The 24,859-nt window shown below is 66.0% G+C and carries 22 protein-coding genes; 14 read left to right on the top strand and 8 right to left on the bottom strand.

The window, feature by feature from the left end; all coding sequences use genetic code 11:
* Window positions 1–96: 96 nt before the first annotated feature.
* Window positions 97–858 carry an SDR family NAD(P)-dependent oxidoreductase gene (locus BMX04_RS13240; RefSeq protein WP_050662236.1) on the bottom strand — a complete coding sequence of 254 codons (762 nt, stop codon included), beginning with the start codon at window positions 856–858 and terminating at the stop codon, window positions 97–99.
* On the bottom strand, window positions 855–2,204 hold the full coding sequence (locus tag BMX04_RS13245) for a UDP-glucose dehydrogenase family protein (RefSeq protein ID WP_050662235.1): 1,350 nt from the start codon (window positions 2,202–2,204) through the stop codon (window positions 855–857). Before BMX04_RS13245 ends, BMX04_RS13240 begins: the two co-directional genes overlap by 4 nt.
* Before the next feature lie 185 nt (window positions 2,205–2,389).
* Here BMX04_RS13245 and glmM point away from each other — a divergent pair, with 185 nt between their 5' ends.
* A complete protein-coding gene (gene glmM / locus BMX04_RS13250; protein ID WP_050662234.1) occupies window positions 2,390–3,730 on the top strand; it encodes a phosphoglucosamine mutase in 1,341 nt (446 codons plus the stop codon).
* A 19-nt stretch (window positions 3,731–3,749) separates the two neighbouring features.
* Here glmM and rnr read toward each other — a convergent pair whose 3' ends face one another.
* Entirely contained in the window at window positions 3,750–6,008 is a 2,259-nt protein-coding gene (gene rnr / locus BMX04_RS13255) for a ribonuclease R (RefSeq protein ID WP_050662233.1), read from the bottom strand.
* A 178-nt stretch (window positions 6,009–6,186) separates the two neighbouring features.
* Here rnr and BMX04_RS13260 point away from each other — a divergent pair, with 178 nt between their 5' ends.
* The 9 genes from BMX04_RS13260 (at window position 6,187) to dapD (ending at window position 16,458) form a co-directional block, all read left to right on the top strand.
* Window positions 6,187–6,759 (top strand): helix-turn-helix domain-containing protein, encoded by a 573-nt coding sequence (locus BMX04_RS13260; RefSeq protein ID WP_074787244.1) that lies wholly within the window; start codon window positions 6,187–6,189, stop codon window positions 6,757–6,759.
* Between the two features lie 10 nt (window positions 6,760–6,769).
* Entirely contained in the window at window positions 6,770–7,390 is a 621-nt protein-coding gene (locus BMX04_RS13265) for a LysE family translocator (RefSeq protein ID WP_074787246.1), read from the top strand.
* The gene (locus BMX04_RS13270) at window positions 7,390–7,761 is read left to right on the top strand and encodes a GFA family protein (RefSeq protein WP_175477368.1); all 372 of its coding nucleotides are present in this window, start codon (window positions 7,390–7,392) and stop codon (window positions 7,759–7,761) included. The genes BMX04_RS13265 and BMX04_RS13270 overlap by 1 nt, the downstream gene beginning before the upstream one ends.
* 12 nt (window positions 7,762–7,773) lie before the next feature.
* Window positions 7,774–10,218: a GcvT family protein gene (locus tag BMX04_RS13275; protein ID WP_074787250.1), complete on the top strand. Its 2,445-nt coding sequence runs from the start codon at window positions 7,774–7,776 to the stop codon at window positions 10,216–10,218.
* Window positions 10,215–10,841: a LysE family translocator gene (locus tag BMX04_RS13280; protein WP_074787252.1), complete on the top strand. Its 627-nt coding sequence runs from the start codon at window positions 10,215–10,217 to the stop codon at window positions 10,839–10,841. Before BMX04_RS13275 ends, BMX04_RS13280 begins: the two co-directional genes overlap by 4 nt.
* 14 nt (window positions 10,842–10,855) lie before the next feature.
* Window positions 10,856–11,908 (top strand): zinc-binding dehydrogenase, encoded by a 1,053-nt coding sequence (locus tag BMX04_RS13285; RefSeq protein ID WP_074787326.1) that lies wholly within the window; start codon window positions 10,856–10,858, stop codon window positions 11,906–11,908.
* The gene (locus BMX04_RS13290; protein WP_074787253.1) at window positions 11,905–12,801 is read left to right on the top strand and encodes a homocysteine S-methyltransferase family protein; all 897 of its coding nucleotides are present in this window, start codon (window positions 11,905–11,907) and stop codon (window positions 12,799–12,801) included. Before BMX04_RS13285 ends, BMX04_RS13290 begins: the two co-directional genes overlap by 4 nt.
* A gap of 57 nt (window positions 12,802–12,858) precedes the next feature.
* Complete coding sequence (locus tag BMX04_RS13295) at window positions 12,859–15,306, top strand: GcvT family protein (RefSeq protein WP_074787255.1); 2,448 nt, start codon at window positions 12,859–12,861, stop codon at window positions 15,304–15,306.
* Window positions 15,307–15,630: 324 nt separating this feature from the next.
* Complete coding sequence (gene dapD, locus BMX04_RS13300; protein ID WP_074787257.1) at window positions 15,631–16,458, top strand: 2,3,4,5-tetrahydropyridine-2,6-dicarboxylate N-succinyltransferase; 828 nt, start codon at window positions 15,631–15,633, stop codon at window positions 16,456–16,458.
* Between the two features lie 323 nt (window positions 16,459–16,781).
* Here dapD and BMX04_RS13305 read toward each other — a convergent pair whose 3' ends face one another.
* On the bottom strand, window positions 16,782–17,174 hold the full coding sequence (locus tag BMX04_RS13305) for a rhodanese-like domain-containing protein (protein ID WP_074787259.1): 393 nt from the start codon (window positions 17,172–17,174) through the stop codon (window positions 16,782–16,784).
* A gap of 120 nt (window positions 17,175–17,294) precedes the next feature.
* On the opposite strand from BMX04_RS13305, the gene BMX04_RS13310 reads away from it, so the two are divergent.
* Window positions 17,295–17,627, top strand: coding sequence for a hypothetical protein (locus tag BMX04_RS13310; RefSeq protein WP_074787261.1), 333 nt, complete (start codon window positions 17,295–17,297; stop codon window positions 17,625–17,627).
* Between the two features lie 127 nt (window positions 17,628–17,754).
* Complete coding sequence (locus tag BMX04_RS13315) at window positions 17,755–19,041, top strand: sensor histidine kinase (protein WP_244888550.1); 1,287 nt, start codon at window positions 17,755–17,757, stop codon at window positions 19,039–19,041.
* A gap of 14 nt (window positions 19,042–19,055) precedes the next feature.
* Here BMX04_RS13315 and BMX04_RS13320 read toward each other — a convergent pair whose 3' ends face one another.
* The gene (locus BMX04_RS13320) at window positions 19,056–20,147 is read right to left on the bottom strand and encodes a Hint domain-containing protein (RefSeq protein WP_074787263.1); all 1,092 of its coding nucleotides are present in this window, start codon (window positions 20,145–20,147) and stop codon (window positions 19,056–19,058) included.
* A 1-nt stretch (window position 20,148) separates the two neighbouring features.
* Complete coding sequence (locus BMX04_RS13325; protein ID WP_074787330.1) at window positions 20,149–21,729, bottom strand: Hint domain-containing protein; 1,581 nt, start codon at window positions 21,727–21,729, stop codon at window positions 20,149–20,151.
* Between the two features lie 363 nt (window positions 21,730–22,092).
* Between BMX04_RS13325 and dapE the strand changes: the two genes are divergently transcribed.
* Together dapE and BMX04_RS13335 are read left to right on the top strand one after the other, a co-directional pair.
* The gene (dapE, locus tag BMX04_RS13330; protein ID WP_074787265.1) at window positions 22,093–23,244 is read left to right on the top strand and encodes a succinyl-diaminopimelate desuccinylase; all 1,152 of its coding nucleotides are present in this window, start codon (window positions 22,093–22,095) and stop codon (window positions 23,242–23,244) included.
* 8 nt (window positions 23,245–23,252) lie between these two features.
* Window positions 23,253–23,828: a TIGR04282 family arsenosugar biosynthesis glycosyltransferase gene (locus BMX04_RS13335; RefSeq protein ID WP_074787267.1), complete on the top strand. Its 576-nt coding sequence runs from the start codon at window positions 23,253–23,255 to the stop codon at window positions 23,826–23,828.
* Here the strand turns inward: BMX04_RS13335 and BMX04_RS13340 are convergent.
* Complete coding sequence (locus BMX04_RS13340; RefSeq protein ID WP_074787269.1) at window positions 23,825–24,076, bottom strand: hypothetical protein; 252 nt, start codon at window positions 24,074–24,076, stop codon at window positions 23,825–23,827. The genes BMX04_RS13335 and BMX04_RS13340 overlap by 4 nt on opposite strands.
* Entirely contained in the window at window positions 24,069–24,797 is a 729-nt protein-coding gene (locus BMX04_RS13345) for an alpha/beta fold hydrolase (protein WP_050662218.1), read from the bottom strand. The genes BMX04_RS13340 and BMX04_RS13345 overlap by 8 nt, the downstream gene beginning before the upstream one ends.
* Window positions 24,798–24,859 lie beyond the last annotated feature (62 nt).

Below are 24,859 nucleotides of genomic sequence, written 5' to 3' on the forward strand. Positions count from 1 at the left end.
TGCGCTGTTCTCAAATCGGCATCATAGCCGCTGTTCGCGCCGCGCACGCGCGGGTTGCACCGTAAAACGATGCAGGCCAAAGGGCGCGTCCAGACCTCAGCCGCGCAGCGATGGCAGGCCGATCCCCGTAGCCTCGAACCCGCCATCTACAGCGATAATCTGACCGGTGACGTAGCTGGCTTTCTCCGAGCACAAAAAGCAGATCACATTCGCGAGTTCCTCCTCGGTGCCGTAGCGGTTCAGCGGGATCGCATCGTGATAGGCAGCGATGATGTCGGGCGTATGCACCGCCATGGCCAGCTTGGTGGCCACCGGACCGGGACAGACGCAATTGGCGCGCACGCCGAACTCGCCCAGCTCGGCGGCCTGCTGCAGGGTCAGGTGCTTCACCGCCGCCTTGGAAGTGCCATAGGCCACCCGCAGCGTCGAGGCGCGCAGGCCCGAGATGGATGCGATATTGACGATTGCTCCACGCGCGGCACAGAGCGCCTCGCGCAGCGCCTGCGACATCAGGAACACGCCGTCGAGATTGGTTTCCATGACAGTGCGCCAGCGGGCGAAATCGGTTTCGGCAAGGGGTCCGAAATCGGCCACACCGGCATTGTTCACCAGCGCATCCACGCGGTCAGTGGTCTCGGCGAGATAGGCGGCCATCTGATCGACCTGCCCGGGCTGCGACACATCGCAGACCACCGGATCGACACCCGCGAGCGGCGCGGCTGCCTCCTCCAGCGCGGGGGCGTCCCGGTCGATCATCACCACGCGCCAGCCCTCGGCCAGGAACGCCCGCGTGGTGGCAAGACCAATCCCGCGCGCCGCGCCGGTGACGACGGCGGTCTTTTGTGCTGCACCGCTCATGTCGCGGTCTGTCCGGTCTCTGCCGGGTCACGGCGAAAGCCTGTGCGTCCGACGCTCTCATAGGCGTCGAACCCAGCGCGCCGCGCATCGCGCGACGAGTAGATATTGCGCAGGTCAGCCATGCGCGGTGTCGCCATCTTGCGCGCCATGCGGTTGAGATCGAGTGCGCGAAACTCGTTCCATTCGGTCAGGATCACCAGCAGATCGGCGTTGTGCGCGGCCTTGTAGGGGTCGTCCTGCCAGATCACACCCGGAAGCAGCGCCTCGCCCTCGCGTTGGCCTTGCGGATCGCAGACCCGGACCTTGGCCCCGCCTCCGACCAGTGCGGGGATGATGGTCAGCGACGGCGCATCGCGCATGTCGTCGGTATTGGGCTTGAAGGTTACACCCAGCACCGCGATCGTTTTACCGTTGAACGTGTCGTCGCAGAGATCCAGCAGCTTGTCGATCATCCGGCGCTTGACCTCTTCATTGACGGTGATGACCTTCTCGGTGATCTGCATGGGCAGACCATGGTCCTGCCCGATCCGCGCCAGTGCCTTGGTATCCTTGGGAAAACAAGAGCCGCCATAGCCCGGGCCCGCATGCAGGAACTTGTTGCCGATGCGTCCGTCTAACCCGATGCCATGCGCCACTTTCTTGACATCCGCACCGGTGCGCTCACACAGCGCCGCGATCTCGTTGATGAAGGTGATCTTCGTGGCGAGGAACGCGTTGGCCGCGTATTTGATCATCTCGGCGCTTTCGAGATCGGTGGTAACGATCGGAAAATCGCGCAGGTAGAGCGGGCGGTAGATCTCGGCCATGACCTCTGCCGCACGATCGGTCTGCACGCCCACGACCACGCGGTCGGGCTTCATGAAATCGTCGAGCGCGGCGCCCTCGCGCAGGAACTCCGGGTTTGAGGCCACGTCGAATTCGAGGGCGGGATTGGCTTTTTTCACCGCCTGTTTGACGGCTCGGTTAGTGCCCACCGGCACGGTAGACTTGGTGACGATCACCACATAGTCCTTGGCGGCGCGCGCGACCTCTTCGGCGGCGGCCATCACATAGGTCAGATCCGCATGCCCGTCGCCGCGCCGCGTCGGCGTGCCCACGGCGATGAACACCGCCTCGGCCCCATCGATGGCCGTCTCCAGCTCGGTGGTGAACCGCAGCCGTCCGGCCTCGACATTCTTCGCCATGAGCGTATCGAGTCCCGGCTCGAAAATCGGCACTTCGCCGCGCTCCAGCATGGCGATCTTTTCGGGGTTCTTGTCGAGACAGACCACGTCATGCCCGAAGTCCGAAAAACACACCCCCGAGACAAGCCCGACATACCCCGTCCCGATCATCGCGATCTTCATGACCCCTGCCCTCGCTGCTCTATCACTTTTTATTCGGTATGCGCGGCTGGGGCGGCCCTGTCAATTGATCCGGCGATGCCCCGCCAAGCGGTGTTGCAAGGATTGGACAGGCCCCGCCTGCCGCGCTATGAGGCGCATACCGGGTCGGCTCCGCCGTGCAAGTCATTACTCAGGAGAAGTCACTTATGAGCAAGAAATTATTTGGCACCGATGGCGTGCGCGGGCTAGCCAATAGCTGGCCGATGACCGCCGACATGGCGCTGCGTCTCGGCGCGGCTGCGGGGCGCTATTTCCGGCAGGACAAGCAGGAACACCGGGTGGTGATCGGCAAGGATACGCGCCTCTCGGGGTACATGCTGGAATATGCGCTCACCGCCGGGTTCACCTCGACGGGGATGAACGTGTTTCTTCTGGGGCCAGTGCCGACCCCGGCCATCGGCTATCTGACCCATAGCCTGCGGGCCGATGTGGGGGTGATGATCTCGGCCAGCCACAACCCTGCCTCTGATAACGGGATCAAACTCTTTGGTCCCGATGGCTACAAGCTGAGCGACGAGGCCGAGGCCGCTATCGAAAAGCTGCTCAACGAGGGGGTGACGCCGTCAGCCCCGCAGCATATCGGCCGAGCGCGCCGCGTCGATGACGCACGCGGGCGCTACGTGGAATATGCCAAGACGACCTTTCCAAATCGCCGTCGGCTCGACGGGCTGCGCATTGTGGTGGATTGCGCCAATGGTGCCGCCTATCGCACCGCACCGGAGGTTCTGTGGGAACTGGGCGCCGAGGTCATACCCATGGGGGTAGAGCCCGACGGCTTCAACATCAACCTCAACTGCGGCTCCACCCGGCCCGAGGCCGCCGCGCGCAAGGTGCTGGAAACACGCGCCGATCTTGGCATCTGCCTTGATGGTGACGCCGACCGCGTGGTGCTGATCGACGAGCAGGGCCGGGTCGCCGATGGCGATCAGTTCATGGCGCTGATCGCGACACGGTGGGCGCAGGAGGGGCGGCTTGCGGGCAATGCGCTGGTGGCGACGGTGATGTCCAATCTCGGGTTGGAACGGCATCTGAATGCACAGGGGATCGAGCTCAAGCGCACCCCGGTCGGCGACCGTCACGTGGTCGAGGCGATGCGCGCCGGCGGGCACAATCTGGGCGGCGAACAATCGGGCCATATCGTGATGACGGATTACGCCACCACCGGCGACGGGCTGATCGGGGCGCTTCAGTTTCTGGCCGCCATGGTCGAAACCGGCCAGCGGGCGAGCGATCTGGCACAGGTATTCAAACCGGTGCCGCAGCAATTGATCAATGTGCGCTTTGCCAAGGGCAAGACGCCGCTGAAAACCGATCTGGTCCAGACCGCGATGGCCGAGGCCGAAAAGGAACTGGGCCAGGACGGGCGCTTACTGATCCGCGAATCGGGCACCGAACCGCTGATCCGCGTGATGGCAGAGGCGCTCGACCCCGGGCTGCTGGACAAGGTGATGGACAAGGTGGTGGGCGCGGTCCGGCAGGAAAGCTGACGCCGCGCGGGCGGTTCACCTAGCCACGTTTGCGCGCCACCTTGCGCTTGGCCTTGGCAGCCTTGTGCTTGGCCGCCGCGTGCTTGCGCCGGGGCGACTTGCCGCGCCCGCTGCCACGCCCGCCCTTGGGCATCTGCTCGCCCTCAATGCTCACCAGGTCAAGCGCGATGCCGCCCGAGACCGGGAGCGCCTCGGCCAGCCGCACCGTCACGCGCTGCCCCAGCCCGATGGTCAGCCCGGTATCCGAGCCCATCAGCGTGCCGGCCTCGCGGTCGAAATGGAAGAATTCCCGCCCAAGGCTGCGCACCGGAATGAGACCGTCCGCGCCGGTTTCATCCAGCCGCACGAAGACACCGAACTTGGCGACGCCGCTGATCCGCCCAGAGAATTCCTCGCCCAGCCGTTCCGACAGGAAGGCCGCGAGATAGCGGTCATTGGTGTCGCGCTCGGCCATCATCGACCGGCGCTCGGTCTCGGAAATATGCTGCGCGGTGTTCTCTAATTGCTCGATTTCAGCCGGGCTCAGCCCGTCCTTACCCCAGCCATGCGCGGTGATCAGCGCGCGATGCACGATCAGGTCCGCATAGCGTCGGATCGGCGAGGTGAAATGCGCATAGGACTGCAACGCAAGGCCGAAATGCCCGAAATTCTGCGGCGCGTAATAGGCCTGCGTCATGGCGCGCAGGGTGGACATGTTGATGACCTCGGAATGGTCGGTGTCCTGAGCTGCATGCAACAGCGCGTTGAGATGCGCGGTGCGCAGCACCTGCCCCTTGGCCAGCACCAGCCCTGCCGCCTCGGCCACCTCGCGCAGGCTGTCGAGCTTTTCGGGGCTGGGTTCCTCGTGCACGCGGAAAAGCAGCGGCGATTTGCGACCCACCAGCGTCTCGGCGGCGGCCACATTGGCCAGCACCATGCATTCCTCGATCAGCTTGTGCGCGTCCAGCCGGTCGGCGAAATTGACCGACAAAACCTTGCCCTCGTCGCTCAGCACCACCTTGCGCTCGGGCAGGTCGAGGTCGAGCGGCTGCCGCTTGTGACGGGCCTTTCGCAGCGCGTCATGGGCGGCATAGAGCGGGCGGATCACCTCGTCCATCAGGGGGCCGCATTTGTCATCCGGTGCGCCGTCCATCGCGGCCTGAATCTGCTGATAGCTCAGCGAGGCAGCAGAGCGCATCAGACCACGCACGAAACGGTGCCCGACCTTCTCGCCGTGGGCGTCGATCTGCATCCGCACCGCCAGGCAGGCGCGCGGCACGCCTTCGTGCAGCGAGCACAGATCGCCCGACAGCCGGTCGGGCAGCATCGGCACCACCCGGTCGGGGAAGTAGCTGGAATTGCCGCGTTTTCTGGCCTCGGCATCGAGCGCCGAGCCAGGGCGCACGTAATGCGCCACATCGGCGATCGCGACCCAGATGACATGACCGCCCTCGTTCTTCGGGTCGTCATCGGCATGCGCCCAGACGGCATCGTCGTGGTCGCGCGCATCGGACGGGTCGATGGTAATGAGCGGCATGTCCCGGAGGTGGTCGCGGCCCTTGAGACCGGCGGGTTTCATGGCGTCGGCCTCGGCGATCACGTCGTCGGGAAACTCGTCCGGAATGCCGTGCTGATGGATGGCGATGAGCGACACCGCCTTGGGGGCAGAGGGATCGCCCAACCGCTCCAGCACCCGGGCGCGGGGCAGGCCGAGGCGGGTCTTGGGGCCGGCCTGTTCGGCCTCCACCAACTCGCCGTCCTGTGCGCCGCCGGTGGCGTCGCGGGGGACCTGCCATTCCTTGCCGTCGCCCTTGTCGATGGGCACGATCCGGCCGCCTTCTTCGCTCTTGCGGAAAACACCCAATACTTTCCGAGGGTTGGCGCCAATGCGACGGATCAGACGGGCCTCATAATGATGCGCCTCGGCTTTCACCTCCTGCAGACGCGCAAGGATGCGGTCGCCCTCGCCCAGGGCCGGATCAGAGGCGCGGGGGATCAGCAGCACGACCGGCTCCACCCCTTCGCCCTGCCATTCCAAGGGCTTGGCCAAGAGCTCTCCGTCGGGGGTCAAGGCATTGATTTGCAATACAGATACCGGCGGCAGGCGGTCGGGGTCGCGATAGGTCTTCTTGCGCTTTTCGAGATGGCCCTCGTCCTCCAGCTCCTTCAGCAGGCGCTTGAGGTCGATCCGCGCAGCCCCCTTTATTCCAAAGGCCTTGGCGATATCGCGTTTCGCGGTGAGGGTCGGGTTGTCGGAGATCCATTCGAGGATTTCCGCCTTGCTGGGCATCTGGCTCATGGCTCGCACGTAGCACGATGCAGGCGGCGCGTCATCCGCGAAAACGGGGGCTGTATCACGTCGGTATCGCGTCGGTATTGCGTCGGTCCGACGGTCGCGCATGATTTAGAGATTGATTTTGTCATGGAATCGCCTCAGCGTGAAAATTATCGACAAATTTTCACGAGCCTCACCGCCCATGCATCAGTCCGACATCAAGCGCATGCAGAGCCTCGGCGCCGATCTGCGCGCCCTGCGCAAGGCCCGCGGGCTGACGCTGGCGGGGTTGGCGGGGCGGCTTGGCCGGTCGGTCGGCTGGCTGTCTCAGGTCGAGCGCGACCTGTCGGAGCCGTCGATCAGCGATTTGCGGCAGGTGGCCGTGGTGCTGGGCGTGCCGATGTCCCTTTTGTTCGGGCATGCAAGCGCGCCCGCCGAGGAACAGGGCTACGTGGTGCGCGAGGGCGCGCGGCGTCCCATGGGCTCGGGCGAGGAAGGGCTGATCGAGGAATTGCTGTCCCCCGATCTGACCGACGAGTTCGAGGTGATCCATTCGACCTTCGGCCCCGGCTCGAAAATGCAGCGCCCGGCGCAGCGACCCACGCAGGAGGTGGGCTATATCGTCTCGGGGTGGCTCGAACTGAAGATCGGCGAGCGGCGCTTCACCCTTGGCCCCGGCGACAGTTTCCGGTTTCGCGGCGAGCCCTATTGCTGGGCCAACCCATATGATGAGCCCTGCGTTGCGATCTGGGTGATCGCCCCGCCGGTCTATTGAGGGCGCGCGCATGAGCTGGGACGCATGGACCATCTTCGCGCTCTTCTGGGTGGTGTTCGTCACCACGCCGGGGCCCAATCACGTCAATTGCATCACCAATGGCATGACAGTGGGGTTCCGGCGCGGATTGTGGGGCGTGGCGGCGATTCTGGTGCAGGCGGTGCTGTTCCTGACCCTTTCGGCGGCGGGGATCACCGCGCTTATCGCCGCCTCGCCGGTAGCGTTCGAGGCGGCGAAACTGCTGGGCGCGGGGGTGCTGATCTGGCTGGGCGTGCGCGGCTGGATGCGGGCAACGCGGCCCATCGAGGCGGGCACGCAAACCGGTGGGTCGGTCTTTTGGCGCGGCTTCATGGTGGCCACGATCAACCCCAAGAGCGTGGCGGGTTATCTGGCCGCGTTCAGCCAATTCGTGCAACCGGATGTGCCGATCTGGGAGCAGATGTGGGTGATCTTTCCCACCGCCCTCACGATCACGGCGCTGAGTTACACCGGCTTTACCGCGCTTGGCGCGGGGCTGGGACGGGCGGCCTTGGGCGCGGTGTTCAACGTCTGGCTGCGGCGTGCGATGGCCGCCGCCTTCGTGATCTACGGCGTGGCATTGGGCAGCGCCGCAACACCGGGGAGGGTGTGATGCTGACAGGAGCGTGTCTGTGCGGCGATGTGACATTCACCGTGGGCGCAAGCCCGCAAGGGCCGAGCGTGTGCCATTGCGGGCAGTGCCGCAGGCAGTCCGGCCATCTCTGGGCGTCGGCCTATGTGGCGCGGTCGGATTTGAGTATTTCGGGAAAGGTGAACTGGTACGCGGCGAGCGAGACGGCCAAGCGGGGCTTTTGTCCGCGCTGCGGGGCGTTCCTGTTCTGGGCGGCGCACGCGGAGGACACGATGAGCTTTGCGCTCGGTTCGCTGGAGGCGCCCACGGGGCTGCGGCTGGAGAAGCATATCTTCGTCGCCGACAAGGGCGATTATTACGACATCGCGGACGGCGTGCCGCAGAAGGACTGAGGGAGGCGAGACATGGCTGACATACCAACCACCGCGCGGGCGGTCATCATCGGCGGCGGCGCGGTCGGGGCGTCCTGCCTTTATCATCTGGCCAAGGCGGGCTGGACCGACTCGGTGCTGTTGGAGCGCAACGAGCTGACCGCAGGCAGCACATGGCACGCGGCGGGCAATGTGCCGACGTTCTCCACAAGCTGGTCGGTGATGAACATGCAGCGCTATTCGACCGAGCTTTATGCCCGGCTGGGGGCCGAGGTCGATTACCCGATGAACTATCATCAGACCGGCTCGATCCGCCTCGCGCATTCACGCGAGCGGATGCAGGAATTCGCGCGCGCCAAGGGGATGGGCAAGCATCAGGGGATGGACCTGGAAATCCTCGGGGTGGACGAGATCAAGGCGCGCTATCCGTTCATCGAGACGCATGATCTGAAGGGCGCACTTTATGATCCCAACGATGGCGATATTGATCCGGCGCAGTTGACGCAGGCGCTGGCCAAGGGCGCGCGCGAGATGGGGGCACGCGTGATCCGTTTCTGCCCCGCCACGGGTGTGCGGCGCGAGAACGGCGAATGGATCGTCGAGACCGAGAAGGGTGAAATCCGCTGCGAGATCGTGGTGAACGCCGCCGGTTACTATGCGCAGCGGGTCGGCGAATGGTTCAAGCCCTATGGCGGGCGCACCGTGCCGATGATGGTGATGAGCCATCAGTATCTCTTGTCCGAGGAAATCCCCGAGATCGAGGCGTGGTCGAAGGAGCAGGGCCGCAAAATGCCGCTGTTGCGCGATGTCGATGTGTCCTATTATCTGCGGCAGGAAAAGCACGGCTTCAACCTCGGCCCCTACGAGCCACGTTGCCGGGCGCATTGGGTGGACCCAAGCGATCCGATGCCCGACGATTTCAGCTTTCAGCTCTGGCAGGAGGATATCGACCGGATCGAGGAGATCGTGACCGATGCGATGGCGCGGGTGCCTTTGCTGGGCACCTCGGGCATCAGCAAGATCATCAACGGGCCGATCCCCTATGCGCCGGACGGGATGCCCTTGCTGGGGCCGATGCCGGGGGTGCCGAATGCGTTCGAGGCCTGCGTCTTTACCTTCGGGATCGCGCAGGGCGGCGGCGCGGGCAAGGTGCTGGCGGAATGGATCACCGAGGGCGCGCCGGAATGGGATATGTGGTCTTGCGATCCGCGCCGCTATACCGATTACACCGATCCGGAGTATTGCGTCGCCAAGGGGATGGAGGTTTACGGCCACGAATACGGGATGCATTTCCCGTGGCACCGCTGGCCTGCCGCGCCTGATCGCAGGGTCTCGGCGCTGCATGAGCGGCTCAGGTCGGCGGGGGCGCAGATGGGGGCCTATAACGGCTGGGAGCGGGCCAATTGGTTCGCCGGGCCGGGTGATGACACTTCGGAAGAGGCGACGCAGACCTGGGACCGCGCGGGACCGTGGGAGCCGCGGATCCGCGAGGAGGCGCTCGCGGTGCGCGATCATGCGGGGGTGATTGCGATATCGGGCTTTACCCGGCTGGCTGTCGAGGGGCCGGGCGCGCGCGCGCATGTCGATGGGCTGACCGCCTCGCGGCTGCCGCGGCCGGGGCGGATCGGGCTGGCGTATTTCGGCGATGACCGGGGCCGTATCCTGACAGAGATGTCGGTGATCCCGCGTTCGGAGGATGAGATCTGGCTGATCACCGCCGGGGCGGCGCAATGGCATGACCGCGACGTGCTGGCCCAGGGCCTGCCCGAGGGGGTGACGGTCACCGACCGGAGCGAGCGGTATGACTGCCTGCTGGTCACGGGGCCTGCGGCGCGCGATATCCTCGGGCCGCTCACGGATGCGGACCTGTCGCTGCCCTCGCTGAGCGTGCAGGATACGCGCGTGTGCGGTGTCGGCTGCGTGCTGATCCGGGTGTCCTTTGCGGGGGAGTTGGGCTGGGAAATCCATTGCCCGGCGGCGGAGGTGCCGGTGATCTGGGACGCGGTGACGGCAGGAGGGGCCAAGCCGTTCGGCATGTGGGCGCTGAATTCCCTGCGCATCGAGAAAGGCTATCGGGCGTGGAAGGGGGATCTTTCGACCGATTACTCGTTGCTCGAGGGCGGGCTGGAGCGGTTCGTGAAATTCGACAAGCCGCAGGCGTTTCCGGGCAAGGCGGCGCTGCTGGCCGAGGCACAGAGGGGCGTGGCGAAGCGGTTCGCGCCGCTGATCGTCGAGGCGGGGGCGGCGGATGCGCCCTATATGTCCTCGATCTGGCACGGGGGCGAGATCGTGGGCGAGACCACATCGGGTGCCTGGGGCTACCGGGTGGGGGCGTCGGTGGCGCTGGCCATGCTGCGCGCCGATCTGGCGGTGCCGGGCACCAAGCTGGAGGTGGAAATCTTCGGCGAGCGGGTCCCGGCAGAGGTGCAGGCGGATGCGCCGCTTTGGGACCCGGAGAACGAAAGGCTCAAGGCATGACACTCGAAACCTATCTGCTCTATTTGGGGGTGGTGGCCGCGTTCTTCGCGACGCCCCCGGACACAAGCCAATTGCTGATCATCTCCAACAGCCTGCGCCATGGCCTGCGCCGCAGCCTCGCCACCGTGGCCGGCGACCTGAGCGCCAATGCTATTCAGATGACGCTGGCCGCCTTCGGGCTGACCGCGGTGATCGCCACCAATGCGGATGCGCTCTGGATCGTCAAATGGGCGGGGGTCGCGTATCTGGCCTGGATCGGGGTCAGGCTGCTGCTTGCCCGTCCCGAGACGACAGCGCCCGATGCCGCACCGGGTGGCAGGCTCTTTCGGCAGGGCTTTGTGACCTCCTCGGCCAACCCCTACGCGGTGGTGTTCTTCGGCGCGCTGTTTCCGCAGTTCATCAACCCGGGGCAGCCGATCTGGCCGCAACTCCTGATACTGGGGCTGACCTATCTGGTGGTGGACGGCCTGATCCTGCTGCTCTGGGGCTGGGCCGCGACCCGCACGCTTGGCCGGGTCCGGCGCCTGACCGGGATCTGGATCAACCGCGTCTCGGGCTGTCTGATGATCGGCGCGGCGGTCTTGCTGGGCTTCAAGGACATCGAACGAGAGGCCACGCGTTGACCCTGCCCGCCACCATGTCCGGCGTATACCTCACCCGCCACGGCGGGCCGGAGGCGCTGGAGTGCCGCGAGGATATCCCGGTGCCGCGCCCCGGGGCGGGCGAGGTGCTGGTCAAAGTGCGGGCGGCGGGGGTCAACAACACCGATATCAACACCCGCGAGGGCTGGTATGCGGCGGAGGTGACCGGGGCCACGGGCGAGACGGATGAGGGCGTCGCGGCGGGCGGCTGGTCGGGGGCGCTGCGCTTTCCGCTGATACAGGGCGGCGATCTCTGCGGCGAGGTGGTGGCGCGCGGCAATGGTGTCACCACGCCTGCGCTCGGTGCCCGCGTGACCTGTCCGATCAACATGCCCCGCCCGACGCACGACACCCCGGTGGGATTCGTGGCGCTCGGATCGGAGATCGACGGGGCCTTTGCCGAGTATTGCCTGATGAAGGCTGACGACTTGCACGATGTGACCGATGCGCCGCTGTCGGACGTGGAGATCGCCGCCATCCCCTGCGGTTTCGGCACCGCGATGGGGCTCTTGGATCGCGCCGGGGTCGAGGCGGGGCAGCAGGTGCTGATCACCGGGGCCTCGGGCAATGTGGGCCTCGCAGCGGTGCAACTGGCCGCAAAGATGGGCGCGCAGGTGACCGGCGTCGCGGCCCCCACCAAGGCCGCGACGGTCCGCGAAGAGGGCGCGGCGGAGGTCATCGCGCGTGATACCCCCCTGCCCCAAGACCACTATCACGCGGTGATCGACCTTGTGGGCGGGCCGGGCTTTGCTGCGCTGATCGACGCGCTCCGGCCCGGCGGGCATTACGCCGTGGCGGGGGCCATTGCGGGGCCGATGATTCATGCCGATCTGCGCCGCATCTACTTGCGCGACATCACCATTCACGGCTGCACCTATCAGGCCCCGCGCGTCTTTGCCCGACTGATGGACATGGTCCGCGCCGGAGAGGTAAGACCCCGGATCAGTAGCACCTATCCGCTGCGCGACATCGCCCGCGCGCAGGCAGATTTCCAGACCAAGGCCCATGCCGGCAAGCTGGTCCTCTTGCCACCGGAGACAGACACATGACCGACATCACATTGCTCGACGGCTCCATCGGACAGGAACTTGTCAAACGTTCGGGCGACCGGGCGACGCCGCTCTGGTCGACGCAGGTGATGATGGATCACCCGCAGATCGTGCGCGACGTGCATGACGCCTATTTCGCCGCCGGGGCCACGGTGGCCACGACCAACACCTACGCGGTGCTGCGCGACCGGCTGGTGCGGGTGGGGTTGGAGGATGCGGTGGACCGCCTCGCCGATACCGCTGTCAGTGCCGCCATCGCCGCCCGCGACGCGCATGGCGCGGGCCGGGTGGCGGGGGCCGTGGGGCCATTGGTGCAATCCTACCGCCCGGACCTGTGTCCGCCTGCGGCGGAGGCTGCAAAGATCTATGCCGAGCCGGTGGCGGCCATCGCGCCCCGCGTCGATCTGCTTTTGTTCGAGACCATGTGTTCGGTCGATCAGGCGCGCGGTGCGTGTCTGGCAGCACAGACGGCAGGCCTGCCGCTCTGGCTCGCGGTGTCGGTGATGGACGAGGATGGCACGCGGCTGCGCTCGGGCGAGCCGCTGTCGGCGCTTGCGCCGCTGCTGGCCGAATTCACGCCCGCCGCGATCCTGATCAACTGCTCCCCGCCCGAGGCGATCACCCAAGGCCTGCCGCATATCGCGGCGTTCGGCCTGCCGTTCGGGGCCTATGCCAACGGCTTTACCCGGATCAGCGAGGGGTTTCTGGGCGCGGCCCCGACCGTCGATGCGCTGGAGCAGCGCGGCGATCTCGGCCCGGCCGTCTATGCCGAGGCCGCCATGGGCTGGATCGCGGCGGGGGCCAGCATCGTCGGCGGTTGCTGCGAGGTCGGCCCCGATCACATCGCCGAACTGGCGCGGCGCATTCGCGAGGCCGGGCATGAGATTGTCTGACCCGGCGTTTCTTTTTGGTAAAAATACTCGATGCCCAACGCTGACAAGAGGCACGACATGACCGATCTTCCAAACCGGGCCCGCGTGGTCATCATCGGCGGCGGCGTGGTGGGATGTTCCGTCGCCTATCACCTGACCAAGCTGGGCTGGACCGACGTGGTGCTGCTGGAGCGCAAGGCGCTCACCTCGGGGACCACGTGGCATGCGGCGGGGCTGATCGGGCAGTTGCGCGCCAGTGCCAACATGACCCGGCTCGCGCGCTACTCAGCCGAGCTTTATACCGGGCTGGAGGCCGAAACCGGTATCGCCACGGGCTTCCGGCAGGTGGGGTCGATCTCGGCGGCGCTGACGGGCGAGCGGCTGGAGGAACTCAAGCGCAGCGCGGCGATGGCGCGCGCTTTCGGCGTGCCGGTGGAGGAGTTGTCGCCGTCCGAGATCGGCGAGCGCTACTCGCATCTCAACCTCGATGGCGTGACGGGCGGCGTCTGGCTGCCCACCGACGGGCAGGCCGATCCGGCGAATATCGCGCTGGCATTAGCCAAGGGCGCGCGGGGGCGCGGTGCGAAGGTGCAGGAGCGGGTGAAGGTGACGGGGATGGCCCGGTCGGGCCGCCGCGTCACGGGCGTAGACTGGCAGGGCGAGGATGGCAGCGCGGGCCATATCGCCTGCGAGATGATCGTGAATTGCGCGGGCATGTGGGGGCATGAGGTGGGGCGCATGGCGGGTACCAACGTGCCGCTGCATGCCTGCGAGCATTTCTATATCGTATCGGAGCCGATTGCCGGGCTGTCACAGCTTCCGGTGCTGCGGGTGCCGGATGAATGCGCCTATTACAAGGAAGATGCCGGGAAAATGATGCTGGGCGCGTTCGAGCCCAATGCCAAGCCCTGGGGCATGGCGGGCATCCCTGCGAGTTTCGAATTCGACCAGTTGCCGGAGGATTTCGACCATTTTGAGCCGATCCTGGAGGCCGCGGTGACCCGGATGCCGATGCTGGCCGAGGCGGGGATTCACACGTTCTTTAACGGTCCTGAAAGCTTTACCCCCGATGATGCCTATCATCTGGGGCTGGCGCCCGAGATGGACAATGTCTGGGTCGCGGCGGGGTTCAACTCCATCGGGATTCAGTCGGCGGGCGGCGCGGGGCATGCGCTGTCGCAATGGATGGAGGATGGCGAGAAGCCCTTTGACCTGGGCGATGTGGATATCTCACGGATGCAGCCGTTTCAGGGCAACCGGCAGTATTTGTTCGAGCGCTCGAAGGAGACGCTCGGGCTGCTTTATGCTGATCACTACCCGTACCGGCAGAAGGCCACCGCGCGCGGCGTGCGGCGCACGCCGTTTCATGCGCAATTGCTGGAACGTGGGGCTGTCATGGGCGAGACGGCAGGCTGGGAGCGGGCTAACTGGTATGCCGCGCCGGGGCAGGAGCGCGACTATCGCTATAGCTGGGGCCGTCAGAACTGGTTCGACAATGCCGCTGCGGAGCACCGGGCGATCCGGCAGGGCGTGGGCCTCTATGACATGTCGAGTTTCGGCAAGCTGCGGGTCGAGGGGCCGGAGGCGGAGGCGTTTCTCAACCATGTCTGCGGGGCGGAGATGGCGGTGCCGGTGGGCCGGATCGTCTATACGCAGTTTCTGAATGCGCGCGGCGGCATCGAGGCGGATGTGACGGTGACGCGGCTGAGCGAGACCGCTTATCTGGTGGTCACGCCCGCCGCCACGCGGTTGGCGGATGAGACATGGCTGCGGCGGCATCTGAGGGGGCGGCAGGCCGTCATTACCGATGCCACGGCTGGTGAGGGCGTGCTGGCGGTGATGGGGCCGAAGGCGCGGGATCTCATGCGCGCGGTGTCGCCCGATGACATGTCGAATGACGCGCACCCGTTTGGATGGGCGCGCGAGATCGAGATCGGCATGGGGCTGGCGCGGGCGCATCGTGTGTCTTACGTGGGTGAGCTTGGCTGGGAGATTTACGTGAGCGCCGACATGGCCGGCCATGTCTTCGAGGTGCTGAGTGAGGCGGGCGCGGATCACGGGGTGACGCTCTGCGGGCTGCACGCGATGGACAGTTGCCGCATCGAGAAGGCGTTTCGCCATTTCGGCCATGACATCACCTGCGAGGATCATGTGCTGGAGGCGGGGCTGGGCTTTGCCGTCAAGACCGACAAGCCCGAGTTCATCGGTCGCGATGCGGTGCTGAGAAAGCGCGAGACGGGGCTGGAGCGGCGGATGGTCCAATTCCGCCTGACCGACCCGGAACCGATGCTCTATCACAACGAGCCGGTTCTGCGCGATGGCGAGATCGTGGGCTATCTGAGTTCGGGGGCGTATGGCCATCATCTTGGTGCTGCCATCGGGATGGGCTACGTGCCGTGCAAGGGTGAGAGCGTGGAGCAGGTGTTGGCCTCGAGTTACGAGATCGACGTGGCGGGCACGCGGGTGCAGGCCGTGGCCAGCCTGCGGCCGATGTACGACCCGAAATCCGAGCGCATGCGCGGCTGAGGGCGCGCGCCCCGTCATGGCGGTGCAGGCGGGTATCTGTCGGGCAGCGGGAGATCCTCCGGTCAGGCCGGAGGATGACGGGCTTTGGAGCAGCCGAGATCGCGCCACGCGCAGGCAGACATCGCGCGGGTGCCGGGGAGATCCTCCGGTCAAGCCGGAGGATGACGGGGTGTAGGGGGCTGAGGTTTCGCCGTGTACGGCCGGAGGATGACGGGGTTTGGCGGGGTGACGTCGCGCGTGCTTTGCGGTTGGTCGCATTGATCCCGTCCCGGCTTGCGCTTATAGGCGAACACAACACACGCCATTGATCCGAAGGAAACGCCCATGTCCAACGCAGCCCTTGAGACCGCCATCGAAGCCGCCTGGGAGGCGCGCGACACCATCACGCCCAAAACCGGCGGCGAAACCCGCGAGGCCATCGAGGCGACGCTGAACGCGCTGGATAGCGGCAGCCTGCGCGTGGCCGAGCGGCAGGAGACCGGCGACTGGCACGTCAACCAATGGGCCAAGAAGGCGGTGCTTCTGGGCTTTCGCATCAAGGATATGGAAATCCATCCCGGCGGTCCGCAGGCGGGCGGCTGGTGGGATAAGGTCGACAGCAAGTTCAACGGATGGGGTGAAGCCGAATGGCGCAGCGCAGGCTTTCGCGCCGTGCCGAACTGCGTGGTGCGCAAATCCGCCTATATCGCGCCCGGCGTGGTGCTGATGCCGTCCTTCGTCAATCTGGGTGCCTATGTGGATGAGGGCACGATGGTCGATACCTGGGCCACCGTCGGCAGTTGCGCGCAGATCGGCAAGGGTGTGCACCTGTCGGGCGGCGTCGGGATCGGCGGCGTGCTGGAACCGATGCAGGCGGGGCCGACGATCATCGAAGACAACTGCTTTATCGGCGCGCGCTCGGAGGTGGTCGAGGGCTGCATCGTGCGCGAGGGTTCGGTTCTGGGCATGGGCGTCTATATCGGCAAGTCGACCAAGATCGTCGACCGCGAGACCGGTGAGGTGTTCATCGGCGAGGTGCCGCCCTATTCGGTGGTGGTCTCGGGCTCGATGCCGACCAAGAACAACCTCAACCTCTATTGCGCGGTGATCGTCAAGCGTGTGGATGCGCAGACCCGCTCGAAGACCGCGATCAACGAGTTGCTGCGCGACTGATCCGCGCGGCGGCATTGTGGCGAGGAAAGCGTTTCGTTTGGTGCGGGGCGATTTTGGCCTTGAGCGGACCTTGGCGGTTTCAGAGGTGAGCCGCGCGGTGCCCGACCGCCGGGTGGGCGCAGCAACCTCGGCGGACCGCACTTTATGCCCGCCAAGTACTCCCGCGTTATCAATGGCTTGAAACGTTGCAATAGCGCCCGCCCGAGGGGGCGGTCGGGCGCTGCGCGGCGGTGCCTGCGGCACCTTGATTCCGCGCATTGGGGCTGCACCTAAACGTACGCTCCAGGCCAATCGCTGCCTCGCGGCGCGACTGCCCCAGCCGTTCAGCCCTTTCGCGGTTTCTCGGCCACGGCACCCCCGGCCGCCTTCCAGCCCGAGAACCCGTCGCTCACATGGCTCACCCCCGCCAGCCCCATCTCCTGCGCCGTGCGTGCCGCGAGCGCCGAGCGCCAACCCGACGCGCAATAGAACACGAACCGCCCTCCGCTCTGGAATTGCGGCTTGGCATAGGGGCTTTCGGGGTCGATCCAGAATTCCAGCATGCCGCGCGGACAGTGAAACGCACCGGGGATCATGCCTTCGCGCTCCAACTCACGCGGATCGCGCAGATCGACGAAGGTCACGCCTTCGGTGCCATGCAGGTCCAGCATCTGCGCCGCCGGCGCATGCGCCACAACCGCATTCGCCTCGGCCACCATGTCCTTGATCCGTTTCATCGGCACGTCCTCCTGTCACGATCAAGTCAACGCTAACGCCACCCGGCCCCAATGAAAACCCGGCCAGCTTGACTTCACGGGCGGCTTGGCGCAGGGCTGCGCGGCAACGGAGGGCCGGAAATGAGCGAGACCGAGAAGAAACCGAAACGCCAGCAAGTCTATACCCTGCTGGTCGAGATTGGCCGCAAGGCCGGGGACGGTCTGCCTGCCAAGGCGACCGGGGCCGCGCTCATGGTCTTTGCCTCCGGCGTGGACGAGGCCGAGGCGGTGCGCGAGACGGTGGCGATCCTCAAACAGGCCGATACCGCACCGCTCGACGTGTCGGGCTATGGCACATTGGCAGAGCGCGAGGCCGAGGGCCACGAGATATCAGACGAGGAACGCACCCTGATGCAGCGGGCCCTCGACGAGAATGCAGTGATCGTTGCGCAGATGACCCCGTTTTTCGACTAGGTTCCCGGGCGGGGCACGGCGCTTGCAGGACGGCTCCGCGCTGCGCATCTCGCGAAACTGTCCCGCGTGCCGCGCACGCGTTGCAAAGCGAAAGATCATCAAAGGCCAGACTGGCGGAGAGACGCGAATGCTTGACGACATGGCAGAGGCGCGCAAGGGCTCGGAAAAGGCGATCATCCGCGCCCGCATTTCCTTTGCCTTCGTGCTCTTCGGACTGGTCTTTACCAGTGCCTGGCTCGCTCTCACGGCGCTCAGCGGGGAATTGCCGGTCTTTCTGATCGGCGCGCTTGCGTTTTCGGGGTTTGTCGCGGCACGTCTGCTGGCCTCGCACCTGCCGCTTGCCTGGGGCAACACGCTCTGGCTCGGCTCGACGAACCTGGCGATCTTCCTCGGGGCCTGCGTGGTGCACCCGGCGGGCGGTGTGGCGACGATCCTCATACCGATGGCCGGTTTTCCCTTTGCGGTGTTTTCACTGCACCGCGAGCGCGGGCATATCGCGGCGATGATCGCGGTGCCGGTGCTGCTCTGGGTGACGTGGTTCGTGCTGCATGACGGGTTGTCGCCGCTGATCGGGGCGCAGATGGCCACCCGGTTCTACGCCCCCATGTCAGGGGCCACGGCCTTTAGCATCATCATCTTTCAAGTGTTCTATTTCGCTTTTGTATCAAAGACCTACGAGGCAGAGTTGGAAGAGGCCAAACGTCAGGCCGACCAGACGAGCCGCGCCAAGACCGTGCTCTTGTCGGGCATCAGCCACGAAATGCGCACCCCGCTCAGCGCGGTGATCGGGCTGGCGGACCTGATCGAGGAGGACGCGGCCAAACGCGAGGACCGTCAACAGGCGCTTTATGCCGGGCGCATCATGGAGGCCGGTAAGACGCTTTTGTCGACCATCGAGAACACGGTGCAATTCGCCGATCTCGCCGCGCGGCGTGCGCCTGTCACGCTGAGCGCCGTACGCGTCGCGACGGTGATCGAGGATGTGCGCACGCAGTATCGCGCGACGGTGCGCGAGGACGCGATACACCTGTCGCAGGCGGACAGCCCGCTGGAGGTGTGGGCGGACCGGACCATGCTGACCGACATCCTGTCGCATCTGGTTGAAAACGCGCTGCGCTACAGCGGGCCGGAGGGCACCGTCAGCATCGGCATCACCCCGGCGCGGGATGATCAGGTGAGGGTGACGGTCGCCGATGACGGGCCCGGGTTTCTCACCGACGATCCCGAACAGGCCTTTGCCCCGTTCGAGCGGCTGGATCAGGCGACCGGCACGACCTTTGGCGCAGGCATGGGATTGGCCATCGCGCGGCTCAAGGCCGAGGCCATGCAGGGCCGCGTCGGCATTGACCGGACAGTGTCGCACGGCGCGCTGGTCTGGGTCGAGTTGCCCCGCGCCACGGGTGCCTGCGCCTGAGAGAGCCCCCCGGATCAGGCCGCGCGGTTCATCGCGAGGGTGATCGCCTCATAGGGTTTCAGCACCGGCCAGAGCGGCTTGGGATGTTCGGGCAGGCGGGCGCGATCACATCCCGCCAGCACGCTCAGTCCGACCATATCGGGCTTGCGTCGCAACCGTCCGACATAGAGGCTCTCGGTCTGCGTTCCGGCGGCATCGAGTTCCTCGTGACCGGGCAACAGCAGGTTGTGATAGCTTACCATCGTCGGGCTCTCGGCAAAAAGCGCCGAAAACCCGTTGACCAGATGCCGGGCGGGCACCAGCACCGCCTCGGAGTTGAAGAGATATTCCACCTCGGAGCCGCGGATCACCAGCCGCTGATGCGGGGCCACCACGATATCGCGGCGCAGGCCGAAATAGTGCGCCCGCAACCGCACGGGCCGGAAGCTGCCGAACGCGGGCACCCGGCGATGCAGGCTTTGCAGCACCGGCACGGGCGCGCCTTCGGTGGTCAACACCTTGTCGGCGCGCTTCAACCGGCCCACCGCCACATAGCCGCCGGGCGTGAGAACCGGGACCGACCCGCTTAGCCCCGGCATCGGCCCAACCGGCTCGATCCGGGACGAGAGCGCCGCAAAGATCACGTCCCGGTCCATCTGCCGCTGGCGCGGATCGGTGAAGATCGTGCGCATGTCCGAAAGCGGTATCGGATGCGGCGGCGGCAGTGCGATCGAGGCCACGCCGAACACCTCTGGCCGCTCGACCGAGAGCCGCCCCCACCGCGCGGGCGCGTCCCAGCTATAGGTGATGCGCAGGCTGTCGGTGCGATCATCGAGCCTGTAGGGCAGCGTGGCATGGCGCACGTCGCCCGCCTGCGTCTCGATCAGGCTGATCCCGCCCGACGGCAGCGCCTGCAGCGAAAAGCCACCATGCCACGGATGGCTGCGGCTGAAGGACAGCAAGGTCTGCGGGCGCGGCTCCATCGCCGGGCGCGTCTCGATCATCAGGGTGCCGCGCGCCATCAGATCGCTGGCATCCGGGATCACCTCGCGGTCCGATTGCGGCGCACCGAGGCCCTGCGGCATGAAATGCCCGCCGTCGTGATCGGTGACCGCGATCCAGCCCATCTCAGGCCGCGCGCGCGTGGGTCATCAGAAGCCGCGCCTCGTATCGCTTGAGCGTGCGCCGCGCGGCTGCACTGTAGCCCGCGCCGGTTGCCGGGTCGATCTCGGGAAAGAGCGCGCAGATCTCGTCGACGATCTCGGCCTCGAAGCTGTTGGCGGTTTGCGGTCCGGGCAGGAAGCTTTCGGTTGGCAATCCTTCGGAGAACACCACCTGATGCCGGTCGAAAAGGATATGTACATACTCCACTTCGCCGCCCTCGATCCGCCGGACCGAGCGGTCATTGACCAGATCGCGCGCCGCCACCAGCACCTCGCGCTCGCCGAACAGCAACTCTGCCAGACTGTCGCGAATGAGCACCCGGTGCAGCGGTGACAGAAGCAATTCGCGATGCGAACCAAAGGTTTCGGCGGCAATGCGAATGGGCGCAAAATCGCCCGCCGCCATCACCTTGCGCCGACCAATCCAGCGCAGCGGTTGCGCGCCCTCATCCTGCGTCAGCACCAGATCGCCCGGCTGCAACGTCTCTACCGGCACCTCGCCGCCGGGCGTGCGAATGAGGGTTCCGGCGACGAAACAGGGCACTGAATCCACCGTGACAAAGCCGACATCGGTCTGCCCGGTGCTGCTTTCGACCTCGTAGGTAAAGTTGAAAAGTTCGGTATCGCCATCGCCGATCACCTCGATCGTGCCATCGGCGTTGAGCTGGATCTGCTGCCCGGAATTGAGCGTGACGATATCGCCCGCCGACACCGCCTGCCCGTTCAGATGGGTGATCGACAGCGTTCCGGCCGTGTTGTTGATGTCATTGGCCAGAAGATCGAGCGTGCGCGAGCCATCGGGAAACAGCGTGGTCGTGTCATCGCCCGCCACGAGCGTTGTCTGCACGCTGTCCGCCGCAATCATCACCGTGGAATCGTAGTTGCTGTCGGTCACGTCGGCGATGCCGATCCGGATCGAATTCACCTCTCCCGCATTCACCGGCATGGTCAGCGTCAGCGTCGCGGTGAAGCCGTCCATCTCGGTGTTGAACTGGTCGGCCGTGTTGTCGATGAAGAGGTTGCCGTTCGACCCGGCATTGAGGTTGTTGGGGTCGATATCGCCATCGCCGATGCTGAGCGGCACGAGACTGCCGTTGACCCAGACGCCGAAGAAATCCTGGAACGCGCCGGTGGCGTATTCGGGATATTCCTCGGAGGCGAAGACGAATTGCATCGTCATCACGTCACCGGTCGGGATGAAATCGACATCGAGGTAAGAGGCGTCGAACGTCCGGGACCCTGCCGCATTGTCAAAATCGTTGACCCCGTTGGGCCCGCTCGACGACGTCGTCGTACTGGCGCTCTGGTTCGACTGAAAGAAATTGTTGTTGGTGAACCCGCGCAGATCACCGGTCGAGAACATCACGCCGGTGTCGCCCGGGGTCACCCCCGGCGAGATGCTGTCGCCATTGGTGTAGATGCCCGAACTGTCGCGGTCGCCCGTGTAGGAGGCCCCGATCACCGTGACGCCGTCGCCAAAGATCGTCTGCGCCATTTCCGTCGCGGACGCACCGCGGTCGATCGGTATCTCGACGCCTGAAACCATGCTCTGCCCCACCTCTTTGAAAGGCAGTGCAAACGCAGCGTTACATGGCCCGAACGGGGCCATCCGATCCTGAATGACGGGGACGCGCGTCCTTGCCTGATGACACGCGGCCTGCCCGGATGTCGGGGCCATTGTCCTTGAGGATCTATGTCCTTTTGCGGAACTGGCGGCCCGTAAGTCTGTCTTGCCCTGCCTCGGGTTTTTTTATTGACTGTCCTTAAATACCAAAAACTTCCATCGGTGTTAAGGTTTATTCGCGTGACGCAGAGTCAGCCTTGCAAACCGGCCACGGGGTCCGGGTTTGCGCTTGGGCGCGATCCGCGCTAACCGGTCGGGGATGTTGATCTGAGAGGACCCGCCGAAATGCCACATAGCCCGCTCGATGCCGCGCAGCTGACCGCTGATCTAATCAAATGCCCCTCGGTCACGCCCGAAGAGGGCGGCGCGCTGCAATTGCTCGAAAAGGTGCTGGACGGCGCGGGCTTTGCCTGCACGCGGGTGGATCGTGGCGGGGTCAGCAACCTCTTTGCGCGGTGGGGCGACAAGGGCGCGGCGCGCAGCTTCGGCTTCAACGGTCATACCGATGTGGTGCCGGTGGGCGATGAGGCGGCATGGACCGTGCCGCCCTTCGGCGCGGTCGAAAAGGACGGCGTGCTATACGGGCGCGGGGCCACGGACATGAAATCCGGCGTCGCGGCCTTTGTCGCGGCGGCGGTGGATTTCGTGGCCGAAACCCCACCCGAGGGCGCGCTGATCCTCGCCATCACCGGGGATGAGGAAGGCGACGCCGTGGACGGCACCACCGCCCTGCTCGACTGGATGGACGCGCAGGGCGAGCGCATGAGCGCCTGTCTCGTGGGGGAGCCGACCTGCCCCGAGCGCATGGGCGAGATGATCAAGATCGGGCGACGCGGTTCGCTTGTCGCACGGATCACGATCACTGGAGTGCAGGGCCATTCCGCCTATCCGCACCGCGCCTGCAATCCGCTGCCCGCCATGGCGCGGCTGATGGACCGGATGGCCTCGCATACCCTCGATGTGGGCACCGAGCATTTCGATCCCTCGACGCTGGCCGTGGTCACCATCGACACCGGCAACCCGGCCACCAACGTGATCCCCGCCGAGTGCCGCTCCACGGTCAATATCCGCTTCAACGATGCCCATGACAGCGCCAGCCTGACCCAATGGATGCAAGCCGAGATCGACCGCGTGGCGGAGGAATTCGGCGTCACGGGCGCGATGCAGGTGAAGGTCTCGGGGGAGTCGTTCCTGACCCCGCCCGGCCCGCTCTCGGATCTGGTGGCGGGCGCGGTCGAGACCGAAACCGGCGTGGTGCCGGTGCTCTCGACGACCGGGGGCACGTCGGACGCGCGCTTTGTCAAGGATCACTGCCCGGTGGTGGAATTCGGCCTTGTGGGCCAGACCATGCATCAGGTGGATGAGCGGGTGGAGGTGGCGCAAATCCACCAGCTCAAGGCGATCTATGCCCGTATCCTGCGCGACTATTTCGCCTGATGCACCCGATGCGGCGGCAGCTGATCGTCATGGTCAAGGAACCGCGACCTGGCCGCGTCAAGACCCGGCTCGGGCGTGACATCGGCATGACGGCGGCGGCGTGGTGGTTTCGCCATCAGGTGGCGCGGCTCCTGCGCGAGGTGGAGGACCCCCGCTGGCATCTGAGCCTTGCCGTCAGCCCGGACCGCGCGGGCCTGCAAAGTCGCGTCTGGCCCGCGCATCTGCCGCGTCTCCCGCAAGGGCCGGGCGATCTGGGCGACCGCATGGGGCGGCTCTTGCGCGGCGAGCCGCCGGGGCCGGTCTGTGTCATCGGAGCGGATATCCCGGGCATTCGCGCCGCCCATGTCGCGCGCGCCTTTGACGCCCTCGGGCGGCATGACGCGGTGTTCGGTCCGGCGCATGACGGCGGCTATTGGCTGGTCGGGTTGCGCCGCACGCAGCGCGTGCCCACAACGCTATTCGACGGGGTGCGCTGGTCGAGCGAACACGCGCTGGATGACACGGTGCGCAGCCTTGACGGCCAGAGCGTGGCACTGATCGACCGGCTGCAAGACGTGGACACGGTCGCGGACCTGGTCCGCTAGCGCCGCCGTCCGCGCAGCCACCGCCAGAGCGGCACCACGTCAAGCGCCGCGACCGCAAGGCCGAGCGGGATCATCCAGAAGCCGAGCACCGGCAGGAAGCCCAGAAAACCACCGCAGATCAGCAACAGCCCCGCGACAAGGCGCAGGCCGGGCGGCAGGTTACGCCCGGTCCACAGCTGCACCCGGCGTCGCCATTGCCGCAGCTTTCCCTTGGCATAGGGCTCGGGCCTTTGGTCTTGCTCAGGCATCCACGCGGTTCTGCAGCATCAAGGGCCGTTTCAACCACCCCCGAAGCGCCGCTGTCGTCACCTCGGGCTGCTCCAGCACCGGCAGATGCCCGGCATCCGGGATCACTGTCAGCGTCGCATTGGGGATCATTTCGGCCATGAATTCATGCCGTTTGAGCGGGGTAAGCGTGTCATACGCGCCGCAGAGCACAAGCGCGGGCACCTTGCAGCGACGCAGCACCGATTGGTAATCCCGGCGGCGCTGCAGGGCGCGCGTCTGGCGGATGATCGCCGCCACGCCCAGATCTTCGGCCATCTCGACCAGCGCCGACATCACGCCCGCCCGGGCCGGGCCGGGTGCCAGAACATCGCGGCCCAGCATCATCTCGACCGCCTCAGAAATGCGCCCGGCGCGCAACTTGATGATGAAAGGCTCGTACCCGGCGGCGGATTGCGGGGTTTCGGCCAGGGAATTCGTATCCATCAGGGCGATGCGCGTCACCCTGTCGGGCGCACGGCGCAACACCTCCATCGCCACGATACCGCCCATCGACAGCCCTGCCAGGGCAAACCGCTGGGGCAGCACGTCGAGAAGCCCCGAGGCGATTTCCTCGATCCGGTCGCCGCCGGTGACCGGCGCGACCGTGACCGCCATGTCGCGGCTCAGATCGGCGAGTTGCGGCGCGAAAAGGCGCGCGTCGCACATCATGCCGGGAAGAAACACAACCGGGTCACTGCTCATCGGACATCTCGCTCTCCCGGGGGTCTGCGCCCCCGCTACTGTGCCAAAGCATGACACCGCTC

Origin of the sequence: Roseovarius tolerans (genome assembly GCF_900109855.1) — a bacterium.
GTDB classification, from domain to species: domain Bacteria; phylum Pseudomonadota; class Alphaproteobacteria; order Rhodobacterales; family Rhodobacteraceae; genus Roseovarius; species Roseovarius tolerans.